At 67.7% G+C, this 23,706-nt stretch carries 22 protein-coding genes; 9 read left to right on the top strand and 13 right to left on the bottom strand.

Going from position 1 to position 23,706, the window contains the following annotated elements; all coding sequences use genetic code 11:
* Window positions 1-162: 162 nt before the first annotated feature.
* Window positions 163-1,635: an AMP-binding protein gene (locus ACZ50Z_RS20795; RefSeq protein ID WP_464485236.1), complete on the bottom strand. Its 1,473-nt coding sequence runs from the start codon at window positions 1,633-1,635 to the stop codon at window positions 163-165.
* The gene (locus ACZ50Z_RS20790; protein WP_067168371.1) at window positions 1,628-2,608 is read right to left on the bottom strand and encodes a phosphotriesterase family protein; all 981 of its coding nucleotides are present in this window, start codon (window positions 2,606-2,608) and stop codon (window positions 1,628-1,630) included. The genes ACZ50Z_RS20795 and ACZ50Z_RS20790 overlap by 8 nt, the downstream gene beginning before the upstream one ends.
* A 126-nt stretch (window positions 2,609-2,734) precedes the next feature.
* Here ACZ50Z_RS20790 and ACZ50Z_RS20785 point away from each other — a divergent pair, with 126 nt between their 5' ends.
* Window positions 2,735-4,441 carry an acyl-CoA dehydrogenase gene (locus ACZ50Z_RS20785; RefSeq protein WP_464485235.1) on the top strand — a complete coding sequence of 569 codons (1,707 nt, stop codon included), beginning with the start codon at window positions 2,735-2,737 and terminating at the stop codon, window positions 4,439-4,441.
* Window positions 4,442-4,537: 96 nt separating this feature from the next.
* On the opposite strand, the gene ACZ50Z_RS20780 is transcribed toward ACZ50Z_RS20785, so the two are convergent.
* Window positions 4,538-5,488, bottom strand: a complete 951-nt coding sequence (locus ACZ50Z_RS20780; protein ID WP_464485234.1) for a DUF5996 family protein — start codon at window positions 5,486-5,488, stop codon at window positions 4,538-4,540.
* Window positions 5,489-5,651: 163 nt separating this feature from the next.
* On the opposite strand from ACZ50Z_RS20780, the gene ACZ50Z_RS20775 reads away from it, so the two are divergent.
* Both ACZ50Z_RS20775 and ACZ50Z_RS20770 read left to right on the top strand, forming a co-directional pair.
* Window positions 5,652-6,338 (top strand): TetR/AcrR family transcriptional regulator, encoded by a 687-nt coding sequence (locus ACZ50Z_RS20775; protein WP_464486332.1) that lies wholly within the window; start codon window positions 5,652-5,654, stop codon window positions 6,336-6,338.
* Window positions 6,335-7,276 carry a R2-like ligand-binding oxidase gene (locus ACZ50Z_RS20770; protein WP_464485233.1) on the top strand — a complete coding sequence of 314 codons (942 nt, stop codon included), beginning with the start codon at window positions 6,335-6,337 and terminating at the stop codon, window positions 7,274-7,276. Before ACZ50Z_RS20775 ends, ACZ50Z_RS20770 begins: the two co-directional genes overlap by 4 nt.
* 16 nt (window positions 7,277-7,292) lie before the next feature.
* Here the strand turns inward: ACZ50Z_RS20770 and ACZ50Z_RS20765 are convergent, their stop codons facing one another.
* Entirely contained in the window at window positions 7,293-8,669 is a 1,377-nt protein-coding gene (locus tag ACZ50Z_RS20765) for an NADP-dependent succinic semialdehyde dehydrogenase (protein ID WP_464485232.1), read from the bottom strand.
* An 81-nt stretch (window positions 8,670-8,750) separates the two neighbouring features.
* Between ACZ50Z_RS20765 and ACZ50Z_RS20760 the strand changes: the two genes are divergently transcribed.
* Together ACZ50Z_RS20760 and ACZ50Z_RS20755 are read left to right on the top strand one after the other, a co-directional pair.
* The gene (locus ACZ50Z_RS20760; RefSeq protein WP_464485231.1) at window positions 8,751-10,397 is read left to right on the top strand and encodes an acetolactate synthase large subunit; all 1,647 of its coding nucleotides are present in this window, start codon (window positions 8,751-8,753) and stop codon (window positions 10,395-10,397) included.
* A 41-nt stretch (window positions 10,398-10,438) separates the two neighbouring features.
* A complete protein-coding gene (locus tag ACZ50Z_RS20755; protein WP_464485230.1) occupies window positions 10,439-10,912 on the top strand; it encodes a DUF309 domain-containing protein in 474 nt (157 codons plus the stop codon).
* A 49-nt stretch (window positions 10,913-10,961) separates the two neighbouring features.
* Here the strand turns inward: ACZ50Z_RS20755 and ACZ50Z_RS20750 are convergent, their stop codons facing one another.
* On the bottom strand, window positions 10,962-11,171 hold the full coding sequence (locus tag ACZ50Z_RS20750; RefSeq protein ID WP_464485229.1) for a UsfY protein: 210 nt from the start codon (window positions 11,169-11,171) through the stop codon (window positions 10,962-10,964).
* Between the two features lie 164 nt (window positions 11,172-11,335).
* Window positions 11,336-11,641: a hypothetical protein gene (locus ACZ50Z_RS20745; RefSeq protein WP_464485228.1), complete on the bottom strand. Its 306-nt coding sequence runs from the start codon at window positions 11,639-11,641 to the stop codon at window positions 11,336-11,338.
* A 288-nt stretch (window positions 11,642-11,929) separates the two neighbouring features.
* Here ACZ50Z_RS20745 and ACZ50Z_RS20740 point away from each other — a divergent pair, with 288 nt between their 5' ends.
* The gene (locus tag ACZ50Z_RS20740) at window positions 11,930-12,634 is read left to right on the top strand and encodes a helix-turn-helix transcriptional regulator (protein WP_464485227.1); all 705 of its coding nucleotides are present in this window, start codon (window positions 11,930-11,932) and stop codon (window positions 12,632-12,634) included.
* Between the two features lie 106 nt (window positions 12,635-12,740).
* On the opposite strand, the gene ACZ50Z_RS20735 is transcribed toward ACZ50Z_RS20740, so the two are convergent.
* The 3 genes from ACZ50Z_RS20735 to ACZ50Z_RS20725 form a co-directional block, all read right to left on the bottom strand.
* The gene (locus tag ACZ50Z_RS20735; protein WP_464485226.1) at window positions 12,741-12,968 is read right to left on the bottom strand and encodes a hypothetical protein; all 228 of its coding nucleotides are present in this window, start codon (window positions 12,966-12,968) and stop codon (window positions 12,741-12,743) included.
* Window positions 12,969-13,125: 157 nt separating this feature from the next.
* On the bottom strand, window positions 13,126-13,683 hold the full coding sequence (locus ACZ50Z_RS20730; protein ID WP_464485225.1) for a DUF488 domain-containing protein: 558 nt from the start codon (window positions 13,681-13,683) through the stop codon (window positions 13,126-13,128).
* Between the two features lie 18 nt (window positions 13,684-13,701).
* The gene (locus ACZ50Z_RS20725) at window positions 13,702-13,914 is read right to left on the bottom strand and encodes a hypervirulence associated TUDOR domain-containing protein (RefSeq protein WP_464485224.1); all 213 of its coding nucleotides are present in this window, start codon (window positions 13,912-13,914) and stop codon (window positions 13,702-13,704) included.
* An 88-nt stretch (window positions 13,915-14,002) separates the two neighbouring features.
* On the opposite strand from ACZ50Z_RS20725, the gene ACZ50Z_RS20720 reads away from it, so the two are divergent.
* On the top strand, window positions 14,003-14,914 hold the full coding sequence (locus ACZ50Z_RS20720; RefSeq protein WP_464485223.1) for a LysR family transcriptional regulator: 912 nt from the start codon (window positions 14,003-14,005) through the stop codon (window positions 14,912-14,914).
* Between the two features lie 111 nt (window positions 14,915-15,025).
* Entirely contained in the window at window positions 15,026-16,180 is a 1,155-nt protein-coding gene (locus ACZ50Z_RS20715; RefSeq protein WP_464485222.1) for an NAD-dependent formate dehydrogenase, read from the top strand.
* Here ACZ50Z_RS20715 and ACZ50Z_RS20710 read toward each other — a convergent pair.
* From ACZ50Z_RS20710 to ACZ50Z_RS20695, 4 genes are all read right to left on the bottom strand, one after another.
* Window positions 16,168-17,631 (bottom strand): lipase maturation factor family protein, encoded by a 1,464-nt coding sequence (locus ACZ50Z_RS20710; protein ID WP_464485221.1) that lies wholly within the window; start codon window positions 17,629-17,631, stop codon window positions 16,168-16,170. The genes ACZ50Z_RS20715 and ACZ50Z_RS20710 overlap by 13 nt on opposite strands.
* A 98-nt stretch (window positions 17,632-17,729) precedes the next feature.
* Window positions 17,730-21,929 carry an alpha-(1->3)-arabinofuranosyltransferase domain-containing protein gene (locus ACZ50Z_RS20705; RefSeq protein WP_464485220.1) on the bottom strand — a complete coding sequence of 1,400 codons (4,200 nt, stop codon included), beginning with the start codon at window positions 21,927-21,929 and terminating at the stop codon, window positions 17,730-17,732.
* 67 nt (window positions 21,930-21,996) lie between these two features.
* Entirely contained in the window at window positions 21,997-22,170 is a 174-nt protein-coding gene (locus ACZ50Z_RS20700) for a DUF2613 domain-containing protein (protein ID WP_007769006.1), read from the bottom strand.
* Between the two features lie 91 nt (window positions 22,171-22,261).
* On the bottom strand, window positions 22,262-22,456 hold the full coding sequence (locus ACZ50Z_RS20695; protein ID WP_464485219.1) for a DUF2613 domain-containing protein: 195 nt from the start codon (window positions 22,454-22,456) through the stop codon (window positions 22,262-22,264).
* Between the two features lie 87 nt (window positions 22,457-22,543).
* Here ACZ50Z_RS20695 and ACZ50Z_RS20690 point away from each other — a divergent pair, with 87 nt between their 5' ends.
* A complete protein-coding gene (locus ACZ50Z_RS20690; protein WP_464485218.1) occupies window positions 22,544-23,698 on the top strand; it encodes a glycoside hydrolase family 3 N-terminal domain-containing protein in 1,155 nt (384 codons plus the stop codon).
* The last annotated feature ends 8 nt before the right edge of the window (window positions 23,699-23,706 follow it).

Below are 23,706 nucleotides of genomic sequence, written 5' to 3'. Positions count from 1 at the left end.
GCGGCATCGTTCTCCCAGGAGCTGGTCATTACAGACGATTACAGACTCGAAAAAACCAAGTATTACTTCTAGAGCATTTTCGCGCAGCCCAAGTTGATTTGAATGCACTGCGTGTGTGTTGAGCGCCGAATGCGGCTCATGGCGGTCGGGAATCAGTGCGGGTCAGCTGGCCTCCGCGGTCGACAAGCGCTCGATGATCTGGTCCCGGACCGCCGAGCGGCGGGCCTTGCCGGCGTCGTCGCGCAACGGGGTATCGACGAACTCGACCATGTGCGGCACCTTGTACGCCGCCACATGCTCGCGCAGGAAAGCTTGCACGCCAACGGGATCCAGCGTGCAGCCGTCGGCCGTGTGCACCAGGGCGTAGGGCACCTGGCCCAGGTCCTCGTGCGGGACGCCGACGACCAGGCACGACAACACGTCCGGGTGCGCCGACAGCGCGTTCTCGATCTCGGCGGGGTAGACGTTGCGGCCACCGACGGTGAACATGTCGACCCGCCGGTCCGAGAGGTACAGGAATCCGTCCTCGTCGAAATAGCCGAGATCACCCAGCGAGTCCCAGCCTTCGCGGCTTTTGGCCGTGGCGCCGACGTAGCGATAGGTGGGTGCGGCGTCGGGGCCGGGCCGCATGTAGATCTCGCCGACCACGCCGGGCGGGCACGGGTTGCCGTCGTCGTCGAGCACCTTCATCTCGCCGGCAACCACCATGCCCACCGAGCCCCGGTGCGCCAGCCACTGGTCGCCGGAGATGAAGGTCAACGCCTGCAATTCGGTGCCGCCGTAGAGTTCCCAGACTTTTTCCGCGCCCAGCAGGTCGATCCACGCCTGCTTGATGGCCGGCGGGCACGGCGCCCCCAGGTGCCAGAACCGCCGCAGCGACGACAGGTCATAGGAGTCCGGGTCGGCGTGATAGACCGGCAGCGTCCGCTGCATGATCGTCGGCACCGTCGTCAGGAACGTGACGCGATGATCGGTGATCAGCCGGAGGAACTGCTGTGGGTCGAACCGGCTCATCAGCACCAGGTGGTGGCGCATCAGCAGCGCGATGGTGGCGGTGGTGAAGCCGGTGTTGTGGCTCAGCGGCACCGGCACCAACGTGGTGTCGCCCTCCTGGGCGCCCAGCGGGTAGCCGATCAGCGGCGGTATCCGGCTGTCGCCGCCGGATTCGATCAGCTTGGGCCGCCCGGTGCTGCCGCCGGATCCCATCGCCTTCCACACCGGCGACACCGCTTCCGGCAGTGCCTCATCCGACAACGCCGGATCGGGCTCGAAACCGGCTGGCACACTTGCTATTCCAGGGTGTTCGCGGCCCACCAGCAGCGCGGGCGGGCGCAGGTCCAGCAGCCCTTGCAATTCCGCGTCGGGCAGCCGCGCCGACAGCGGCTGCGGGACGGCGCCCAGCTTCCAGCAGGCCACCGCGGCCTGGATCCACTCGACCGAGTTCGGCAGCACCATGGTCACGTAGTCGCCGACGCCCACGCCCCGCTCGGCGTAGGCCCGGGCCAACCGATTCGTCGAGCGATCGAGCTCGGCGCGAGTCAGGGTCAGCCCGTCACAGGTGACGGCGGGCTCGTCGGGAGCGAGCTGGGCGAGCTGCGAAATCTGGGTGCCGATCGGCGGGGTCGGCTCACTCATAGCCACCCTGACGCTCGAAGATGCGGCGCGGATTATCGACCAGCATGGTGTGCAGCTGCTCGTCGGTGACGCCGCGCTGCTTGAGCGCGGGGATGACGTCGTTATGGATGTGCAAGTAATGCCAGTTCGGGGCCATCTGCGGGACCAGCTCTTCGGGGAGCGCGTCGAAGTAGCAGTTGGCGTCGTGGGAGAGCACCATTCGGTCGGCGTGGCCCCGCTCGCACATTTCCGCCACGATCCGGACCCGCTCCTCGAACGGTGAGATCACGTCGAGGCCGAACCGGTCCATGCCCAGATACGATCCGGCCGCGATGAGCTCTTCCAGATAGCCGATGTCGGTGCTGTCACCGGAATGCCCGATGACCACCCGGGTCAGGTCGACGCCCTCTTCTTCGAAGATGCGTTGCTGCTCGAGGCCGCGCCGCAGGCCGGCATGGGTGTGCGTGGAGATCGGCACACCGGTGCGTTTGTGCGCCTGGGCGACTGCGCGCAACACCCGCTCGACACCGGGGGTGATGCCGGGCTCGTCGGTGGCGCACTTGAGGATTCCGGCCTTGACGCCGGTGTCGGCGATGCCCTGCTCGATGTCGCGGACGAACATCTCGGTCATGATCTCCGGGCCGCCCAGCATCCCTCCCGGGCCCTCGTAGTGGAATCGGAATGGCACGTCGTTGTACGTGTAAAGTCCGGTCGCCACAACGATATTCAGCTCGGTGGCCGCCGCGACGCGGGCGATGCGCGGGATGTAGCGGCCCAGGCCGATCACGGTGAGGTCGACGATGGTGTCCACGCCGCGCGACTTGAGCTCGTTGAGCCGGTCGATGGCGTCGGCCACCCGCCGCTCTTCGTCGCCCCACGCTTCGGGATAGTTCTCGGCGATCTCGGTGGTCATGATGAACACGTGCTCGTGCATGAGGGTCACGCCCAACTGGCCGGTGTCGATCGAGCCGCGGGCGGTATTGAGTTCTGACACGCCACTGATGCTAGGTGGACGGGCACGTGACCAACAGGGTCGTTTTGTTCCGGTGCGCCCCGACGGCCGCGCTGTTGGGAGTACCGTCACCCTCGTCTGCGTCGTGAACCCGCTGGGAGTCCCGCCATGTTGCTCAATCCCCACCACTTGCAACGCCAGTACCCCGACCGCCGCTCGGGCGAGATCATGGCCGCGACGGTGGACTTCTTCGAGTCCCGGGGCAAGGCGCGGTTGAAGGCCGACGACCACGAACGGGTCTGGTACTCCGAGTTTTTGGACCACATCGGCCGTGAGCGCATCTTCGCGTCGTTGCTGACGCCGAAGGAGTACGGCGCCGATGATTGTCGCTGGGACACCTACCGGATCAGCGCGTTCGCCGAGATCGTCGGCTTTTACGGGCTCAACTACTGGTACCCGTTCCAGGTCACGGCCCTGGGCCTGGGCCCGATCTGGATGAGCGCCAACTCCGACGCCAAGCGCAAGGCCGCCGCGCTGCTCGAGGCCGGCGAGGTGTTCGCGTTCGGCTTGTCGGAGCAGACGCACGGCGCCGACGTCTACCAGACCGACATGAACCTGACGCCTTCCAATGGGGGCTGGGTCGCCAATGGGGAGAAGTACTACATCGGCAACGCCAACGTGGCCCGGATGGTCTCCACCTTCGGCAAGTTCGATGGGCCTTCAAAAGACCCGGAGTACGTGTTCTTCGCCGCGGACTCGCGGCACGAGCGCTACGACCTGATCAAGAACGTGGTGAACTCGCAGAACTTCGTCGCCAACTACGCGCTGCGCGACTACCCGGTCACCGAGGCCGACATCCTGCACCGCGGGCCCGAGGCCTTCCACGCCGCGCTCAACACCGTCAACGTCTGCAAGTACAACCTCGGCTGGGGCGCGGTCGGCATGTGCACGCACGCGATGTACGAGGCGGTCACCCACGCGTCCAACCGCATCCTGTACGGCACCGTCGTCACCGACTTCACCCACGTGCGACGCCTACTCACCGATGCCTACGCGCGGCTGGTCGCGATGCGACTGGTCGCCACCCGGGCGTGCGACTACATGCGCAGCGCGTCGGCCACCGACCGCCGCTACCTGCTCTACAGCCCGCTCACCAAGGCGAAGATCACCAGCGAAGGCGAACGCGTCATCACCGCGCTGTGGGATGTGATCGCCGCCAAGGGCGTGGAGAAGGACACCATCTTCGAGGCGATGACTCGCGAGATCGGCCTGCTGCCCCGACTCGAGGGCACCGTCCACATCAACATCGGGCTGCTGGGCAAGTTCATGCCCAACTTTCTGTTCGCGCCCAGCAGCGAATTGCCATTGATCGGCCGCCGCGACGACGCGGCCGACGACGCCTTCCTGTTCGCGCAGGGGGCGACTGGCGGCCTGGGCAAGGTGCGGTTCCACGATTGGCGCGCGCCGTTCGACAGCTTCGGGCATCTGCCCAACGTTGCGCTGCTGCGCTCACAGATCGACGTGCTCGCCGAGATGCTGGCCAGCGCGACCCCGGATACGTTGCAGCAGAAGGACATTGACTTCGCCTTCGCCGTCGGGCAGTTGTTCGCCACGGTGCCCTACGCCCAGCTCATCCTGGAGGAGGCCGGGCTGTCGGGAGTCGACGAGGGATTGATCGACGGGATCTTCGCAGTGCTGGTCCGCGACTTCAACGCCTACGCCGTGGAGCTGAGCGACAAACCGTCCACCACCGACGCGCAGGCGCGCTACGCGTTGCGGATGATCCGTCGCCCGGTCCACGACCCCGCGCGGTATGACCAGATTTGGAAGGAGCACGTGCTGCCGCTCAGCGGCGCCTACGCGATGCGGCCGTAGCCTCCCGCCCAGCGTGACCCTGCAGTCACGCTGGGGCTCGAGAGTGACTGTGGTGTCACGCTCGACAAGCTGAACCAAGGCCCGATACCAACGCGCTCATGCGCGAATTTGATGGGCCTTCCAGCGATCGGGGTCGTCTTCGAGCACGGCGCGGTCCCAGCCGGCGTGCACCGCTGCCGCTTCGTAGCTGTCTTGCAAGAACCCGAGGAGCGTCTGGTCGGGGTCGGCTGCCTGGCGCACCACCTCGTATGGCAACAGGTATTCGCCGAGACCCTTGTCGTAGCGCGCCTCTTCGGGACCGACGGGGTGGTCGGCGAAGCCCTCGGGTTCGGGATAGGCGTAGGCGTAGAAGGCGCCCTCGTCACCCCCGCCGGGAAAGAATCCGCAGCTGCTCAGTTCTCGCGAGTAGCCCTCGACCATCACCCAATCTCCGCAATTGGGTGCGCCGCCCGGATGCCGGGGCGCACCGCGCCCGGAAAACCTGGTGCACGCGAGATCCATTGCACCCCAGAAGAAATGAACGGGACTCACCTTACCCATGAACCGGGACCGAAACTGGCCGAGCACGCGGTTCGCCGCCAGCAGCTGGCGCCAGAACAGGTTTGCCGCATCGGGGTCGTATGACGCGTGTTCGACGTCTTCGGCGAACGGCAGGGCCGGGTCCACCTCGTTGGGGTGCGACTGGATGCGCGTGGACAATCCCAGCTCGTCGAGTGCCCGCATCGTTTGTGAGTAGAACTCGGCCACCGATTTCGGTTCCAGGCGCACACTGCGGGTCGCACCGGTGCTGCTGCGGATCAGCAGCACGTGGTCGATGAAATCGAACTCCATATCGAAGACCGCTGTCCCATACGGGATCGCCGACGTCGTCAAACCGCGCGGGCTCACATACGAGGTGACCTGCCACCAGTGGTTGACCAACGGCGAATGGGCCAGCCGGACCTTGCCGACAATCTGAGCCCACATGTGCAGTGTCTGCCTCGTCGGAGCCCAGTCGTCTACCCGCAGGCTGGGCCACGCATCGCTGTCGTCGTGGTGCGTCGTCACGGTTACTCCTCGGCTTTTTTCGGCGGGATCGCTACCACCGATAGTGCTCGCTCGTCGGATTTCCCGCTGAGGGTTGCTCGCGGTCTGCCACTCGGCCGTAGCCCTTGACTGTGGCGTGGCTCACAGTAGGATGACCAGTGGTCACTCGATCGAGGAGGCAACATTGCCGACGGTCACCTGGGCGCGCGTCGATCCCGCTCGCCGCGCCGCGATCATCGAAGCCGCGGAGGCGGAATTCGGGGCGCACGGGTTTTCCCGGGGCAGCCTGAACGTCATCGCGCGCCGCGCGGGTGTCGCCAAGGGCAGCCTGTTCCAGTACTTCGCCGACAAGCGCGACCTGTACGCGTTCATCGCCGACATCGCCAGCCAGCGGGTGCGCGCCTACATGGACGACCGCATCCGCGAACTCGACCCGAGCCGGCCCTTCTTCGAGTTCCTCACCGACTGGCTCGACGCCTGGGTGGCCTACTTCGCGGACCACCCGCACGAGCGCGCGCTGCACGCCGCGGCGACCCTCGAAGTCGACACCGAGGCCCGCGTCAGCGTGCAGAACGTGATCCACCGCCACTACCTGGAGGTGATGCGCCCGCTGGTGCGCGACGCGCACGTGCGCGGCGACCTGCGCGCCGAGTCGGACACCGACGCGCTGTTGTCGTTGCTGCTGTTGATCTTTCCGCACCTGGCGCTGGCGCCCTACATGCGCGGATTGGATCCGATCCTCGGGCTCGACGAGCCCACCCCCGAGCAGCCGGCGCTGGCCGTGCGCCGGCTCGTCGGGGTGCTGGCGGCCGCGTTCTCGGCCGCACCGTCAGTCCACCCCGCCCCCAAACGATCTGAGGAGGTCACATGAACAGAACCCGAATCGCCTCGATGGCCGAGGGCGGCCTCAACTGGGACAGCTTGCCGCTCAAGCTGTTTGCGGGAGGCAACGCGAAATTCTGGAATCCGGCCGACATCGACTTCTCCCGCGACCGCGAGGATTGGGAACGCCTCACCGACGACGAACGCAGCTACGCCACCCGGCTGTGCGCCGAGTTCATCGCCGGCGAGGAGTCGGTGACCCAGGACATCCAGCCGTTCATGGCCGCGATGCGGGCCGAAGGCCGGCTCGGCGACGAGATGTATTTGACGCAGTTCGCCTTCGAGGAAGCCAAGCACGTCCAGGTGTTCCGCATGTGGCTCGACGCCGTCGGTATCACCGAGGACCTGCACTACTTCCTCGACGACGTGCCGACCTACCGCACGATCTTCTACGAGGAGCTGCCGGCCTGCCTGAACGCGCTGACACTCGATCCGTCGCCGGCCGCCCAGGTGCGGGCGTCGGTGACCTACAACCACATGGTCGAGGGCATGCTGGCGCTGACCGGCTACTTCGGCTGGCACAAGATCTGCGTGGAACGCGGCATCCTGCCCGGCATGCAGGAGCTGGTCCGGCGCATCGGCGACGACGAGCGACGCCACATGGCGTGGGGCACCTTCACCTGCCGCCGCCACGTCGCCGCCGACGACGCCAACTGGGGCGTCTTCGAAACGCGCATGAACGAACTCATGCCGCTCGGGCTGCGGCTGATCGAAGAGGGCTTCGCCCTTTACGACCCGATGCCCTTCGGCCTGTCGGTCGACGAGTTCATGGCCTACGCCTCCGACAAGGGGATGCGCCGATTCGGCACCATCTCCAGCGCCCGCGGCCGCCCGCTCGGCGAGATCGACCTGGACTACTCGCCGCTGCAGCTGGAAGACACCTTCGCCGACGAGGACGAGAAGGCGCTCGCCGGGGCCTCCGCCTAGCTCGGCAAGGCCGCCGCTAGCCGACCCACACGGTCTTGGCGTTGACGAACGCGCGGATGCCCAGGCCCGCGAGCTCACGCCCGTACCCGGACCGTTTGACGCCGCCGAACCCCAATTCGGGGTAGGACACCGTCATCCCGTTGATGAAGACCTGACCGGCTTCGATGTCGTCGATGAACCGCGCCTGCTCGGCCTCGTCGTTGGTCCAGGCGTTGGACCCCAGGCCGAAGGTCGTGGCGTTGGCGATCTCGATGGCCTCGTCGATGTCGGCCGCCCGGTACATCGACGCGACCGGGCCGAACACCTCTTCGGTGTAGAGGGCCATGTCCTTGGTGATGTCGGTGACCACCGTCGGCGGGTAGAACCACCCGGGCCGTTCGATGGGCTTGCCGCCGAGGCGGATGGTGGCGCCCGCGGCGGCGGCGTCGTCGACCTGCTTGGCGATCTCGTCGCGGCCCGACTCGGTGGCCAGCGGGCCCACATCGGTGTCCGGGTCGGTTGGGTCGCCGACGGTGAGCGCCTGCATGTGTTCGGTGAACTTGTCGACGAACGCGTCGTAGATGTCGGTATGGACGATGAACCGCTTTGCGGCGATGCAGGATTGGCCGTTGTTCTGCACCCGGGCGGTCACCGCGGTCTTGGCGGCCTCGTCCAGGTTCGCCGAGGGCATCACGATGAATGGGTCGCTGCCACCGAGCTCGAGCACGGTCGGCTTGATCTCGTCACCGGCGATGGCCGCCACCGACTGGCCGGCCGGCTCGCTGCCGGTCAGCGTGGCCGCCGCAACCCGCGGGTCGCGCAGGATGCGCTCGACGGCGCCAGAGGAGACCAGCAGGGTCTGGAAGCAGCCCTCGGGGAATCCGCCGCGGGTGATGACGTCGGACAGATACAGCGCGCTCTGCGGGACGTTGGAGGCGTGCTTGAGGATCCCGACGTTGCCGGCCATCAGCGCCGGCGCGGCGAATCGCACGGCCTGCCACAGCGGGAAGTTCCACGGCATCACGGCCAGCACCACGCCGAGCGGTTGGTAGCGGATGTAGGCCTTCTTCGCGCCCACCGCCTTGGCGTCGGCCGGCTCGTCGGCGAGCAGCTGCTCGGCGTTCTCGGCGTAGTAACGAAAACCCTTGGCGCACTTCAACACCTCGGCCTTGGCCGATTTCAGGGTCTTACCCATCTCCAGCGTCATCATGGCGCCGACCTCGTCGGCCTCCGCTTCCAGCAGGTCGGCGGTGGCGTTTGCCCACCCGGCGCGCTGGGCAAACGTGGTGTTGTGGCGGTAGTCGAGAAAGCGCTCGTAGGCGCGGGCGATCGCGGCATCGACTTCGTCGTCGGTGGCCGGGGTGAAGGTCTTCACCGTCTCGCCGGTAGCCGGGTTGATGGTGGCGATGGCCACGTCGGCCCCCCTTCATCGGATGAGTAGCTGAAAAGTCCAACCCCCACATTGCCACTATCGTTCCCATAAGGGAGGTGTCGGATGAGCAAAGCCGCTGAGCTGATCGTCAAGTGCCTGGAAAACGAGGGTGTTTCTGTCGTGTTCGGGGTTCCCGGCGAGGAGAACATCCGTTTCGTGCAGGCACTGGCGTCGTCGCCCATCCGCTACGTGCTCACCCGGCACGAGCAGGCCGCGTCCTTCATGGCCGAGATGTACGGCAGGGTCACCGGCCGGGCGGCGGTCGTGTCGGCCACCCTGGGGCCCGGCGCGATCAACATGCAACTCGGCGTCGCCGACGCCACCACCAACAGCACCCCGCTGGTCGCCATCTCCGCGCAGGTGGGCCAGGACCGGGAGTTCAAGGAGTCACACCAGTACGTCGATCTGGTGTCGATGTTCGCCCCGATCACCCGGTGGGCGGCGGGCATCCCGACCCCGCGCGCCATCCCCGAGATGGTGCGTAAGGCATTCAAGCTGGCCGAGTCCGAACGCCCGGCCGCGGTCTATCTCGCGGTGCCGGAGCACATCGATGCCGACGAGAAGGATTACGACCTGGGGCCGTTGCCGCGCAACGTCGTCCGCCCGGACGCCCCGGCGCCCCGCCAGGTGGAGCGCGCCGTGGAAATCCTGCGCGGCGCGCGGCGACCGGTGGTGCTGGCCGGGCACGGCGCCGCGCGTGCGGACGCCACCAAGGCCCTGGTGCGTTTCTCCGACGAGTTCGGCATCCAGGTGGCCAACACCTTCCACGGCAAGGGCGTCATGCCCGATGACCACCGCAACAGCATCGGCACGCTGGGATTCATGCGGCACGACTACGTCAACTTCGGGTTCGACAACGCCGACGTCGTCATAGCGGTGGGCTACGAATTGCAGGAATTCGACCCGGTCCGGATCAACCCGCAGGCCGACAAGAAGATCATCCACATCCATCGGTTCCCCGCCGAGGTCGACGCGCACTACTCGGTCGACGTGGGAATCATCGGGGACATCAGCGATTCGCTGAACGCGCTCACCGATGCCCTGGACGGTCACAGCTTCAGCCACTCCGCCGACGTACCCGGCTCGGGGCTGCTCGCCGAGGAGTTCGCGCGCGGACAACAGGATTCGCGCTACCCGCTGGCGCCGGCGCGGGTGGTCGCCGACACCCGCGCGGCGCTGGGACGCAGCGACGTCGTCCTGGTCGACACCGGTGCCACCAAGATGTGGATGGCCCGGCTCTACCCGACGTATGAAAAGAACACCTGCCTGATCTCAAATGGGCTGTCCACCATGAGCTTTGCCCTTCCGGGGGCGCTGGGCGTCAAGTTGGCTCAGCCGGAGTCCAAGGTGCTGGCCGTCGTCGGCGACGGCGCGTTCCTGATGAACTCGCAGGAGATCGAGACGGCGGTCCGCGAGCGGATACCGCTGGTGGTGCTGATCTGGGACGACGGCGGGTATGGGCTCATCGAATGGAAGATGGATCTCGAACTCGGGGCGCACTACTACGTGAAATTTAACAACCCCGACGTGGTGACGTACGCGGAAAGCTTCGGCGCCAAGGGATATCGGATTAACAGCGCCGAGGAGCTGCTGCCGACGCTGCGCACCGCACTCGACGACGACGGCGTCTCGCTGATCAGCTGCCCGGTCGACTACTCGGAGAACTTACGGCTGACCGACCGGCTCGGCGAGCTGGACGAAACGCTGTAAATAACCCGTTGCGCGGGCGAGACGCTTGCCATGATGGAGAGATGACCGAGCGGGATCGCGACGAATCGGGCCGCCCGCGAAGCGCCCGACCGCGCGACGCCCTGGGCCGGCCACTCCCGCCGGGCAGCGAAGGCGTTCCGCGCGTACCGGACGACCTGGTGCTCGCGCCGGCCGAAACCCTCGCCTATGCCCAGGATCTGCTGGACCGAGGTCTCGCGTTCAACGCCCACGAGGTGCTCGAGGCCGCGTGGAAGAACGGTCCGGTCAACGAGCAGGCGCTGTGGCGGGGCCTGGCGCAGCTGGCGGTAGGGATCACCCACGCCCAGCGGGGCAACCTCAAGGGCGCAATCAGCCTGCTGCGCCGCGCCTCAGGCCATCTTGCGCACGAGGATCGGCCGGCACCGCACGCCATCGATGCCGCCGGGCTGGTGGACTACGTCGATGCGCTGATCGACGACCTCGCGGCCGGTGTCGAGGTCACCGCGTCACGGCTCCGACCCCGCCTGGTCGTTTGAAATATCCGGTACTCCAACAACATCGGCGTCTCGCGGTAGCTACGTCCCACTACCAGTCTTGTTGATTTTCCAAGAGGGTGACCCGGCGAAGTTCCACGACGAACCACAAGGTTGCGGCGACGGTGGCGAGAAGCGCGATGATCGCCACGGTGCTGAGCCATTCGTAATGTTGGTAGGCGGCAACCGTCAAACTGGCGATGATGCCGGACACGGCGACGCCGAGCAGAATGAACCCGGGCCAAAAGAAGTTGTCTTTCATGGTGAGGCCGGCGCGAGGATGTGCAGTCCGGTGCCGATCAGTCGGATCGTGATTTGTGTCTCCCATGGCTGCCTTTCGTCAGTCAATTCCCCAGTGACTCAGTAACATCGGGGCCTTCTGCGCCGCCGTCGTCCGGATCTCGGATGACCGCCGCTTCCGATCGATCAGGTCTTGGTCAAATTGAGCCGGACATCGCGGGGAAGGTAGACGTCGAAGAGCAGGATCGCGCCGATAGTCGTCACGAGCCAGACCATGATCGTGGCGGCGAGCCATGATGCGGTCCCAGAGATGTTGAGCCCGTGGGTCGACACCGAAGCAAGGCTCATCGCAACAAGGGTCAGGGTCAGGCCGGTACAGCCCAGCAAAAGCGACGCGTATCCACGAGGCAATTTCAAGATCTTCACCGACAGGGTCGTCTGCGTGATCGAGAAGAACACCACGGCGACGATGAGGCCCGATGCCGTCAGCACGACGTGGGGGACAGTTCTTGCCGCCAACGCCAACCCGATTGCCCACGTTGCCGACCGCGCAGCGGTTCGGAGCACGAAGTGGTTCACGACACTGGCGGCTTTACTACGGCGATATCGCATCGTGATCGGCGATGGGCGCGGGTAGCCTGATCGTCAAACCGTTTGATGTGGGCGGCGCTGGTTGGTGAGGTGACCATGGCGGCTCCTGAAAACTAACAGATAAGTAATTAAACTTTAGAAAATTATTGCGTGTAACGTCAAGGTTCTTATGATCACAAAGTAGGCGCGATGGACCAACTGCGACGCGATGCCTCAGGGATCGGTGCCCTCGCCGACCCGGTGCGCTACGAGCTGTATCAATTTGTGTGTTCGCAACCCGGCCCGGTGAGCCGCGATCAGGCGGCCGAAGTGGTCGGAATTGCCCGGCATCAGGCGAAGTTTCATCTGGACCGGCTGACCGCCGAGGGCTTGCTGGAATGTGACTACGCCCGGTTGACGGGCCGGTCCGGCCCGGGCGCGGGACGCACCTCGAAACTGTATCGGCGAGTACGTCGCGACATCGCCGTCAGCTTGCCGCAACGCCAGTACGAGTTGGCCGGGCGGCTGATGGGCGAGGCCATCGTCCAATCCCAGCAGAGCGGCGTGCCCGTCGTAGAGGTGTTGCACCGCAACGCCCACGACTACGGCCGGAGCATCGCGGATAGCGCGCTTCGCGCGGCCCGGCGGCCGCCGGGCGACGTGCGGGCGGCACTCAAGTTAGTGGCACGGTTGTTGCGAGAGTATGGCTACGAACCGGGTCAGGACGACGACGGCGTGTACCTGGTCAACTGCCCATTCCATGCGTTGGCTCAAGAGCAGACCGAATTGGCGTGCGGCATGAACCACGCGCTGATCAATGGGATGGTGGATGCGTTGAACCCGCGTTGCCTCGATGCCCGGCTGCAGCCCACCCCGGGCCGGTGCTGTGTAGTGGTCGCACCAAGTCCCGAATAGCTTTCGGGGACAGCGCAACTGTGCCGCGCGTGCGGTACATGCGGACATCGCGACGTGTCAAACATTCTGGGCCGGAACGGCTCTCGTTGCGCAACCGCCGAGCGGCTCAGGGGCGGAGGGGATTGACCCGGATGAAGTATTCACCCATGCTGATTTGCCCTGCCGCGAAAGCGATCAGATGCCCGATCTCATCGGGGGTGGGAAACCTGCCCTGCAAGACGCTGGTCGCGATCACACTGCGCACGGCGCACCGGTCGGCGTGCGGTAGGTCTGCGGACCGTTCGTCGACGATGTGCCACATCAGCGCCAGGTCATCTGCATCGTCCCACTTCACGACCGCTCACACGATCCTTACGGGTTGGTGAGCGATGGTGACCAGAGCTCCTCAAAGCTAACGGACAATAACTCATACCTTAGAACGGCGCGGCCTCCACATCAAGCTTCTGTTGTGAGAGCCGATGGTTTTTGCGCCAATACACGACATCGGTGGCTCAGGCGCTGCCGGCGTGCGCCGGGTAGGTCACGCGGTTGCGCTCGTCGACGACGGGCTTGGCGCCCCATTGCCCGAGTCGATGCTGGCGCGGGGCGGATCCGCTGATGAGGTGCCACACCGTCCAGCCTTGGGCGACAAGGCTGTTCGCGATCAGTTGCCGATGGCATCGCCACGGCACGGGCTCCCCGCACATGATCGCCACACGGTGGGAGCGGGCGAGAGTGATCAGTTCTGAAAGGCCGCGCTGGTATTCCTCGGTGAGGGTGTAGTCCGCGTAGTTCTTGAAGCTCGCATTTTGCCAGCCCGCGTTGATGGTGGGATCGACGCTTTGCTGACGGCGGCGCCCCCCGAGCTCGGGAACGTGAACATAGCCGATGCCGGCGTCGTTGAGCCAGCGCGACATCTCCGCGCTGCCGAACTGGGGGTTGCGTCGCGAGCCTGGCTGGGCGCGCACATCGACGAGCAGGTCGATGTGGGCGTGATCGAGCGGCTCCAAGAACGTCGGTATCGGGCACGTCCAGTGCCCGATGGTCCAGATTTCGTCCTCGTCGCTCATGGTGGTGTCGCGCTCGTCCTAGTCGATCTTCTCCAGGGCGTCGCCCTTGTGCATCGCGACGTGGTCGGTTTTGTCGCTTCTGATCTCGTACTGCGGGTCATCCTTCGTGCAATGCCGTTTGTGGCCTTTGTACTCGGTGTCACGCGTGTGCTTTTTGACGATGGTGCCGCTGACGTGACCGGCTTCCGAGTTCCACCTGACGTGGTCCCCGACCTTGAACTGTTTCGCCACCGTGTGCCTCCTTCGCGCGCGTCGCGGTTCGTTTCGGGGGTTTCCCCACCACCGCGACGAGTAACCGCCCGCGTGGTCGAATGGACGCATGCTGTTCCGCCAGCTGGAGTACTTCGTGGCGCTCGCCTCCGAGCGCCACTTCGCGCGCGCCGCACAGGCTTGCTACGTGTCCCAGCCGGCGCTCTCGGAGGCCATCCGCAAGCTCGAGCAGGAACTCAACGTCCCGCTGGTGCGGCGGGGGCAGCGCTTCGAAGGTCTCACCCCCGAAGGCGAACGGCTGGTGCCCTGGGCGCGGCGAATCCTCGCCGACCGCGACGCGCTCAAGCAGGAAGTCACCGCGCTGCAGGCCGGGATGACCGGCGAGCTGCGGCTCGGAGTGGTCCCGGCGGCCTCGACCACCGTTGCGCTGCTTACGGATCCGTTCTGTGCCGCGCATCCGCTGGTGCGGGTCAGGCTCGAGGTCAACCTGCGATCGGCCGGCATCGTCGAACGGGTCCGCAAGTTCGAACTGGACGCCGGGATCCTTTATCCGGACCAACAGGACACGGCCGACCTGCTGGTCACCCCGCTCTACCACGAGCAGCCGGTGCTCATCGCCGCCGCCGACCTGCTCGGCGGCGAGTCGGACACCATCGCGTGGGCGGACGCCGTGCAGCTGCCGCTGTGCCTGCTGACCCAGGGCATGCGTGGGCGCCGGGTCATCGACGACGCCTTGGCCACCCACGACCTCCAGGTGACACCGCAGCTGGAAACCGATTCCGTGGCAGCACTGTTCGCGCACGTCCGCACCGGCCGGTGGGCGAGCATCGTGCCCCAGCCGTGGATCCACACCCTCGGCATCCCCGCCGGGGCCCGCGTGCTGAGGCTGCGGCGCCCCTCGGTCACTTCGCTGATCGCGCTGGTCACCAACCGCGCCGAGCCGGGCTCGTTGCTGGCCCGCGCGTTGCGGCGGACCGCGCGCGAGGCCCGCATCGGCGCCATCCTCAGCGAGCAGTCCTAGCCGCCGCCTCCGCTGATCGGCGTCGCCTATCAGCCGGTCGGAATCACGTCTTGGACAGCCCCGTGGTCGCGCCGTGAGACTGGGCTTGATCGCCAGTCAAAGGAGAATTCAATGGCCAAGTGTGTGATGGTGCTCTACCCCGACCCTGTCGACGGATACCCACCGGCCTACGCGCGGGACAGCATCCCGACGATCCAGCAATACCCCGACGGCAGCACGGTGCCGACCCCGTCGACGATCGACTTCACCCCCGGTGAGTTGCTCGGCTGCGTGTCGGGCGCCCTGGGGCTGCGCAAATTTTTCGAAGACGCCGGGCACGAACTGGTGGTGACGTCGGACAAGGACGGCCCCGACTCAGAGTTCGAACGCGCGTTGCCCGACGCCGAAATCGTGATCTCGCAACCGTTTTGGCCTGCCTACCTGACCAAGGAACGCATCGCCAAGGCGCCCAAGCTCAAGCTCGCGCTGACCGCCGGCATCGGTTCGGACCACGTGGATCTGGATGCGGCAAAGGAGCGCGGCATCACCGTGGCCGAGGTGACCTACAGCAACAGCATCAGCGTCGCCGAGCACGCGGTGATGCAGATCCTGGCGCTGGTCCGCAATTTCGTCCCGTCGCACCGCTGGGCGGCCGAAGGCGGCTGGAACATCGCCGATTGCGTCGAGCGCGCCTATGACCTCGAGGGCATGGACGTCGGCGTGATCGCCGCCGGACGGATCGGGCGTGCGGTGCTGCGCCGGCTGGCGCCGTTCGACGTCAACCTGCACTACACCGACACCCGCCGGCTGGCACCGGACGTCGAGAAGGAACTGAACGTGACGTTTCATCCCACGGTGCAGGAGCTGGTGCGGGCGGTCGACGTGGTCTCGATACACTCGCCGCTGTACGCGGACACCCGCGCGATGTTCGACGAGAAGCTGATCTCGACGATGCGGCGCGGCTCCTACATCGTCAACACCGCCCGCGCCGAGGAGACCGTCCCGGAAGCGATCGCCGACGCGTTGCGCAGCGGGCAACTCGGGGGCTACGCCGGCGACGTGTGGTACCCGCAGCCACCACCGGCCGACCACCCGTGGCGGACGATGCCGAACAACGCGATGACGCCGCATGTTTCGGGCACCACGCTGTCGGCGCAGGCGCGTTACGCGGCCGGCACGCGGGAGATCCTGGAAAGCTGGTTCGCCGGCACGCCCATCCGCCCGGAGTACCTGATCGTCGAGGGCGGAAAGCTTGCGGGCACCGGTGCGCTGTCTTACCAGAAGTAGTCGTGGGACTGCGGATTCGCGGTCGACAACGCGGTGGGGGGCACGTAGCCGCCCACCAGCGCGCGATGCCACCACGCCCGGTCGCGTCGCAGCTCGGCCGGGGTCGTGAAGCGGTACTGGTAGAGCTGGGCTCGCACATACCGGGGCGGAGCCTCCGGGAACGGGTTGTGGCGCAACAGCCGCAGTGTCGGCCGGTCGTTGCGCAGCAGCCGCTGCAGGAACGGCCGCAGCCAGGGCTGCGCGTAGCCCGGGGAGATCGCGGCAAACCACATCAGCCAGTCCAGGCGCAGGTGGTACGGGGCCCATTGTCGCGGCAGCCGGCGCAATCCACCCGGCTTGCCTTTGAATTCGTATTCGCGCCAGACGGTCTGGTCGGTCAGGTGAGCATCGTCGGTACCCTCGATCACCACCTCACGGCGGATCCGTCCGATGCTGCCGAAGGCCCCATAGGTATTCACCAAGTGAAATGAGTTGAACGACATGTTCATTCGCTGGCGCGACGAAAGCATGTTGCGGATCGGCCAGTAGCTCATGAACAGCACCGCGGCCGTCACCGCGACAACCATGCCGGCAAACCACGCGGGCGTTGCCAGGCCGTTGTGCGCCCGAACAAGGCCCCGCGGCAGCAGCGACGCGACCGACGCGTCGTCGATGGCGCTGCACGCCAACAGAATCGTCACCCAGTTGAGCCAGGCGAAATTGCCCGACGCGACCAGCCACAGCTGGGTGACCACGATGATCGCCGCGGCCACGCTGGCCACCGGTTGCGGCGCGAACAATCCGAACGGCACGATCAGCTGCGCGAAATGGTTGCCCGCCACCTCGACCCGGTGCAGCGGCTTGGGCAGATGGTGGAAGAACCAGCTCAGCGGGCCGGGCATCGGCTGCGTCTCGTGGTGGTAGTACAGACACGTCAGATCGCGCCAGCATGGATCGCCGCGCAACTTGATCAGCCCGGCCCCGAATTCGACTCGGAACAAGAGCAATCGGACCATCCACAACGTGAGCACCGGGGGCGCCACGCCGTCGTTGCCGAGAAAGATCATCAGGAACCCGGTCTCGAGAAGCAAAGACTCCCAGCCGAACGAGTACCAGGTCTGCCCCACATTGACGATCGACAGATACAGCACCCACAGCGCCAGCCACATCGCCATCGCTGCCCACAGCGGCACCGCATCGGCCGCCCCGGCGAGCACGGCCGCCGACAGCGCCGCGCCGAACCAGGCCACCGCCGCGAACAGCCGATCGGAATAGCGCAGATGAAAGATGCTCGGCGTGCGCCAAAAAGACTGCGCCGCCACAAACCGCGGGATGGGCAGCATCCCGTGCTCGCCGATGAGCGCGCGAAATTGCGCGGCGGCGGCGACGAACGCCAGCAGATAGATCGCCGCGGCGCCACGCTCGAGGACCAGTCTGCCCACCCAGTATTCGGGCGCGGAAAACCAGCTCATGGCGCTCACTCCTCGATCGGTGGCTGTTACACCGACCCGCATATCCAGTCAATCAGCCGATAAACGGGATAGCCACTACCCGCCAAAACTATTCGGCACTATTCGTCGCCCGTCTCGCGCCGACGATCGGGCAACGCGATCACCGACGCGGTGAGCACCGCGAGTGAAATCAACGCCAGCAGTTGGATATTCGCCGAATGGCCCGCGTAGCCGTCTGCCGAGCGCCAGGGCTGCCGCGACAATGCCGCCCCGGCCAGGATCAGCCCCCCGGCACTGCCCACCAGCGCGAGGCGCTCCCAGCGTCGGCCGCCCAGCGCGTACCGCAGCCCCAGGGCGGCGCCCACCACCGCGGCGCCGCCGGCGCCGGCGATCACCACGCCCGCGGCCACCGCCGGGACCGCCGCCCACGCCCCGGGCCGCCATGGTTGCGCGGGGGCGTCCGCATCACGCCTTCGGGTGCGCCAGAACGCCAGCAGCGCCAGCAGCGGCAACAGGGCCAGTCCCACCGCCAGACCCGCGCGGTAGAGCGGGTTGGAGGCGAACGTCAGCGTGATGGTGCCGGGGTCGCCGGCGGGAACCACCCAGCCCTGCTGCCAGCCGTTGACGGCGATCGGCGTGAGGCGGGCCCCGGTGCCGGCGTGCGCCACCCAGCCGGGATTGATGCTTTCCGGGATGACCAGGACCCGGGGGGTGGCCGACGGGGGAGCCTGGACCTCGCGCCGGGCTGGGCCCCACTCCCGCCAGGACGAAACAGGTTGGGTCCGTGCGCTTTCGGTGGGAGCCGCGGTCGACAGCTCGGCCCCGTCGACCACGAACTGGGCGCCCGGACTGATCAACAACTCCTGATTGCCGGCGGGCAGCGCGATCGGGTCGCGGTCGCACGGCACCGCCGCCAGGGGCAGGTCATCGAGTATCGCCCCGACGGTGGTGTGGATCGCGGTGTGCACGAACCGGCCCGCGACCGCGATGACCGGACCGCGATCGCACCCGACGCTGACCTCACGGCCGCGGTTGCGGGCGGCGTCGGCGGGCGCGATCGCGTTGCCGTCGGCCCCGAGCGCGGCCACCTCGGCCAGCCCGGGCGGCTTGAGCTGGTCGAAGCCCAAAGCGTTGCGGTCGATGACGTCGTCCCAGTCCAGCAGGCTGACGGTCACGGTGTCGGTCACCCGGGGCTTCAGCGCGAGCGTCTGCACCCCACCGGAGCCGCCGCGGTCGGCATCGATCGCCGCCACTTGTGGGCCGTCACCCAGGTTGACGGCCACCATCGTCGGGCGCACGGGTAGAGCCGCCCGGCTGGCAACCAGACGCAATCCGGTGACCTCGGTAGGGTGCGGCAGGGTCAGCGTCAAGGTCGGCGGGGTCTTGTGCTGCACCACCCGCTGCGGCGCCGTCCAGGCCGTGCCCGGGTCGCCGTCGGTGGCCGCGTAGGCCGAACCCAGTACGTCCACCGCATCCGAATCCCCGTGTGCGACAGTGGTATTCGGTTCCTCGATCAGGGCGGCCAGCTTGGGTCCCTGCCGGGGCCGCACCCACACCGTCGGGGTCACCGACAGCGGCGCCGGCACGGTCAGCGTCCGGCTGAAGTTGACCGGCTCCTCCGGGGTCAGGGACATCGACGGCGCGCAGCGCACGGTGTCGGGCGCAAAGGCGCAACCCGGCCTGCCGAGTAGTTCCGATCCCAGGTCCCACCCCGTGATCGGCGCACCGGGCGGTCCGGGCACCCGCACGGTGTGGCGCAGGTCGACCTGGTGGGCGAACCCGGACGCGTCGTACTGCGTGATCGTCAGGTCGGTGATGCCGAACTGCACGCCGGCGGACCCGTCATCGGTGCCGGCCGCGGTGATGCGAACCCACGGGGTTTCGCCGTAGGGGAGCGCCGCGGCGAGCGGCTTGCCCGGCTCGTCGAACCGCAGCGTGGTGCTGCCTGTCGCCGTTTCGATCAGGATGCGGCGCACCTGGGAGCCGACGGCGGTTGCGCTGGGCGTCAACGTGATTGCCGCGTTGGTCACGGGGTGGTCGAAGTCGATCCGCATCCATTGGCCGACCGCGGCCTGCAGCGAGTTGGACACCCAGGCCGTCGCCGAGTCGCCGTCGACCGCGGCGGCCGGGGAGGTCGCGGGCGCGACGTCGGGCATCGCGGTGGAATCCGACGCCGAGCTCGACACCGTGATCCGCCCGCCCGTCCAGGCGCCGGTCACCGGCTCGGCGCCGGGGACGGGATAGTCGGGCACCCGGTTGTAGGTGTGCCGCGCGTCGCCGGGGGCCCGGATCGCCGACGAATGTTGGTCCACCCGACCGTAATCCGTCTCCCGCGCCACCGGGGTGTCGGTGACGGTCACGCCGGCCCCCGTCGGCAGCGGCAGCCCCGCGGCGCGGGCGTCGGCGGTCATCAGCGCCGGGCCCAGCGGCGGCTGGCCCAACAGCCGTCGCCGTTCGTCAAGGCGCAGCAGCACTTCCGGTCCGCCGTCGACCCGGGCCAGCCGGTCGGCGTCGACGAAGTAGGGCGTGGCGGGGTCGCTGACATCACCGTCGTCGCCGACCCGGTAAACCTCGATCGCCGGGTAGCGGGGCCGCAAACCGCTGTCCGCGACGAAGCCGGCCAGCGTGCCGGGCCCCACCGGGGCGCCGAACTGCGCCACCTTTCGCAGCCCCGGCGATCCCTCCACGGCGCGGTGCACCAGGATCGGGCGCGCCGAGCGTGACGTGTCGGGATCCAGGTCGTTGCGCACAACAAGATACGAAATACCTTGGCGCACAAGGGTATCTGCCAGACCGGCCGAGGGACGGCCGGCGGCGAAGAGGCGCTGCACCGAATCCAGCGCCCGGATGGTCTGCGGCGGGGTCAGCGGGATCGAATCCCGCACCCCCCACGGGCTGCTGCCCAGCACCTGCAGCGGCTCGTCGTGGCTGGTGCCCCACACCTGGGTGGCGAACGGCGCCCCCGGGACGACGAGCACCCGACCGGGAGTGGGTGCGCCCCTGTTGTGCTCGGTCAGCCAGTCGGCGGCTTGATGCCAATACGGCGGGATGGCGGTGAACGTCCCCGGTGGCGCCAGCCGACCGGTCCACGCCAGCGATGTGCTGACCATCAGCGCCGTCAGCACCACCATCGCGGCCGCCACCCGTTGGTCCCGCTCCGGGTGGGCGAACGCGCGCAGCCACACCGGCGTCGGGGCGCTGCCCGGCAGCGGTATCCGCCCCAGCAGCATGGCGATGCCCAGCGCCACCGGGATGCCGACCACCGACCCCAGCTTGTGCACGTTGCGCAGCGGCGCGCCGCCGGCGTCCAGGAAGGCCTGCACCGCGTGCGCCACCGGCGAGCCCAGCCCGCCGCTGTAGCCGACGGCCATCAACACCACCCCGACCAACAGCATCGTGACCAGCCGGCCGCGCGCCGGCATGGCGGCGGAGGCCAGCCCGGCCAGTCCGGCCGCCGCGACCAGGCAGGTGCCCAGGATGGCCGCCGACCCGGTCACCAGCGGCGCGCCCGCGGTGGCGTTCGGGGCCACGTACGGGGTCCAGCTGTCGGTGCCGCGCAAAATCTCGGTCAGTGACGACCATTGCGTTGTTACGCCGGAGGATTCGATGAAGTCCAGGAACGGCGGGCTGATGGCGCGCAGCATCACCAGCGCCACCACCCACCACAGCGTGGCCAGCAGAAGGGCCAGCAGCCACCACCCGGTGTAGCGCCACCACCGCCGGTTCGGTCGGTGGCATGCCCACCAGATCACCGCGGGCAGGCAGCCGGCCAGGGTCGCGATGGCGTTGACGGCGCCCATCAGCGCCACGGCCAGGCCGGCCCGCGCGGCCAGCGCGCGCACCGACCGATCCGTCGACGCCCGCAGCGCGAGGATCGTGGGCAGCAACACCCAGGGCGCCAGCATCATCGGCAAGGTTTCCGACGAAATCGATCCGAGGGTGGTCAGCACCCGCGGCGACAGCGCGAACGCGGCCGCGGCGATCACCCGCGACGCCGGGCTGCCAACACGCAGCGCCTCGGCGACCCGCAACAGTCCCCAGAAGCCGACGGTGAGCAGCAGCGCCCACCACAGCCGCTGGGTGATCCAGCCGGGCACGCCCAGCGCGTGGCCGATCAGGAAAAAGGTGCCGTGCGGGAACAGGTATCCGTAGGCCTGGTTCTGCGCCTGCCCGAACGGCAGCTCGCTGTTCCACAGATTGGTGGCGCGGGCCAAAAAGCGCAGCGGGTTGGCGGTCAGGTCGAGCTTGGTGTCGGGGGAGATACGCCCCGGCGACTGTGCGAACGTCAGCGCCAGCGCGGTCGCGCCGACCAACCACAACCAGCGGCGCGATAGGGGCCCGGCCGTCGCGCACGAGACCGACGATGCGGTCCCCGACGTCGACCGGTTAGCTACGGTTGCCGTACTCGACCCGGTTGAGCACTGACGACTGCGGATCGCCCCCGGGAAGTGGCGGTTTCGTGTCTTGCTGGACCATCAACGTGATCCCGAAGATCGCGGCCGCGCCGAGCAACAGGCCAACCACAACGCTCGCTGCGGCGGGCGCAACGATCCGGTTCATCGACGGCTCCTGAGGTTTTGCGGGGCTTGCGGTCGTGACTTCAACCTAGCGCCAACCTAGCAGAAGAGCGGTCGGCCGATCGGAGCGCTCGTCACCAGTGCAGACAGTGTCCGTGGATACAGCGGTCGCCGTATTGCACCTGATAGGGCAGGGCCGGACGCGGGGGCGCCTGCACGCGGACGGCGGTGTCGTCGGCCACGGCGAGCGTGATGCCGACCGTCATCGCGACCCCGATGGACAAACCCACCGCGAAGCTGGCGGCGGCCCCTATCGTGAAACCGCTCATCGCCCGGTGACCTCCCCTGATCGCCAACGTATCTGCTGATGCCCCCTGGGGCCGGGGACGAAACGCCCCCCGTGAAAGCATGGCCCGATGGCATTTTCGCGCACCTTCGCTGTGCTCGCGGCCGCGTCGGCGCTGGTGGCCGGCTGCGCCCACCACCCCGCGCCCCCACCCGCTCACTCGTCGACGCCGAGCAAGCCCGCGGCCGCGCCGGCGCCCCCGGTGTGTGCCGACCCGGCGGCGGTGCCGGCAGCGCTGGGCCTCCGCGACAAGCTGGCCCAACTGCTCATGGTGGGCGTGAAGAACGCCGACGACGCCCGGGCCGTCGTCACCAGCTACCACGTCGGCGGGATCTTCATCGGCAGCTGGACCGACCTGACGATCTTCCAGGGGCCGCTGGCCGACATCAGCGCCAAGGCGGGACCGCTGCCGCTGGCGGTCAGCGTCGACGAAGAGGGCGGCCGGGTTTCGCGGCTGAAAACCCTGATCGGCACGTCGCCGTCGGCCCGGGAGCTGGCACAGACCCAAACGGCCCAGCAGGTCCACGACTTGGCGGCCGAGCGCGGCAGGAAAATGCGCGACCTGGGCATCACCGTCGATTTCGCCCCCGTGGTCGACGTCAGCGACGAGGACCCCGACGCCGTCATCGGCAACCGCTCGTTCAGCGCGGACCCGCAGACGGTGACCGAGTACGCCGGGGCCTACGCGCAGGGTCTTCGCGACGCCGGGCTGCTGCCTGTGCTCAAGCATTTCCCCGGCCATGGGCACGGCTCGGGCGATTCGCACACCGGCGGTGTGGTCACACCGCCGCTGAGCGATCTGCAAACCAGCGACCTGGTGCCCTACCGGACGCTGGTCGCCTCCCCGCCGGTCGGGGTCATGGTGGGCCACTTGCAGGTTCCCGGTCTCACCGGCGATGCCCCTGCCAGCCTGAGCCCCGAGGCGGTGCAGCTGCTGCGCAACGGCGTCGGCTACAAGGGCCCGCCGTTTACCGGCCCGGTGTTCAGCGACGACCTGTCCAGCATGGCCGCCATCTCTGACCGTTACGGCGTGTCGGAGGCGGTGCTGCGCAGCCTGCGCGCCGGCGTCGACGTCGCGCTGTGGGTCACCACCGACGAGGTGCCTGCGGTCCTGGACCGGTTGCAACAGGCGGTGGCATCCGGCGACCTCCCGGCCAAGCAGGTCGACGATTCGTTGGTGCGGGTGGCGACGATGAAGGGTCCCGGCCCGACCTGCGGGCACTAATCGCTGTG

It is taken from the genome of Mycobacterium sp. NTMscope_MAC_269, assembly GCF_976985695.1.
Note: the sequence above shows the minus strand (reverse complement) of the source record. Positions and strands in the feature narration are given on the sequence as shown.

Coding starts and splice junctions, on each gene's coding strand:
- ACZ50Z_RS20770 (WP_464485233.1), top strand. CDS start 6,335: ATGAACAGAACCCGAATCGCCTCGATGGCCGAGGGCGGCCTCAACTGG.
- ACZ50Z_RS20755 (WP_464485230.1), top strand. CDS start 10,439: ATGACCGAGCGGGATCGCGACGAATCGGGCCGCCCGCGAAGCGCCCGA.
- ACZ50Z_RS20760 (WP_464485231.1), top strand. CDS start 8,751: ATGAGCAAAGCCGCTGAGCTGATCGTCAAGTGCCTGGAAAACGAGGGT.
- ACZ50Z_RS20795 (WP_464485236.1), bottom strand. CDS start 1,635: ATGAGTGAGCCGACCCCGCCGATCGGCACCCAGATTTCGCAGCTCGCC.
- ACZ50Z_RS20730 (WP_464485225.1), bottom strand. CDS start 13,683: ATGAGCGACGAGGACGAAATCTGGACCATCGGGCACTGGACGTGCCCG.
- ACZ50Z_RS20740 (WP_464485227.1), top strand. CDS start 11,930: ATGGACCAACTGCGACGCGATGCCTCAGGGATCGGTGCCCTCGCCGAC.
- ACZ50Z_RS20710 (WP_464485221.1), bottom strand. CDS start 17,631: ATGAGCTGGTTTTCCGCGCCCGAATACTGGGTGGGCAGACTGGTCCTC.
- ACZ50Z_RS20700 (WP_007769006.1), bottom strand. CDS start 22,170: ATGAACCGGATCGTTGCGCCCGCCGCAGCGAGCGTTGTGGTTGGCCTG.
- ACZ50Z_RS20715 (WP_464485222.1), top strand. CDS start 15,026: ATGGCCAAGTGTGTGATGGTGCTCTACCCCGACCCTGTCGACGGATAC.
- ACZ50Z_RS20785 (WP_464485235.1), top strand. CDS start 2,735: ATGTTGCTCAATCCCCACCACTTGCAACGCCAGTACCCCGACCGCCGC.
- ACZ50Z_RS20750 (WP_464485229.1), bottom strand. CDS start 11,171: ATGAAAGACAACTTCTTTTGGCCCGGGTTCATTCTGCTCGGCGTCGCC.
- ACZ50Z_RS20690 (WP_464485218.1), top strand. CDS start 22,544: ATGGCATTTTCGCGCACCTTCGCTGTGCTCGCGGCCGCGTCGGCGCTG.
- ACZ50Z_RS20695 (WP_464485219.1), bottom strand. CDS start 22,456: ATGAGCGGTTTCACGATAGGGGCCGCCGCCAGCTTCGCGGTGGGTTTG.
- ACZ50Z_RS20720 (WP_464485223.1), top strand. CDS start 14,003: ATGCTGTTCCGCCAGCTGGAGTACTTCGTGGCGCTCGCCTCCGAGCGC.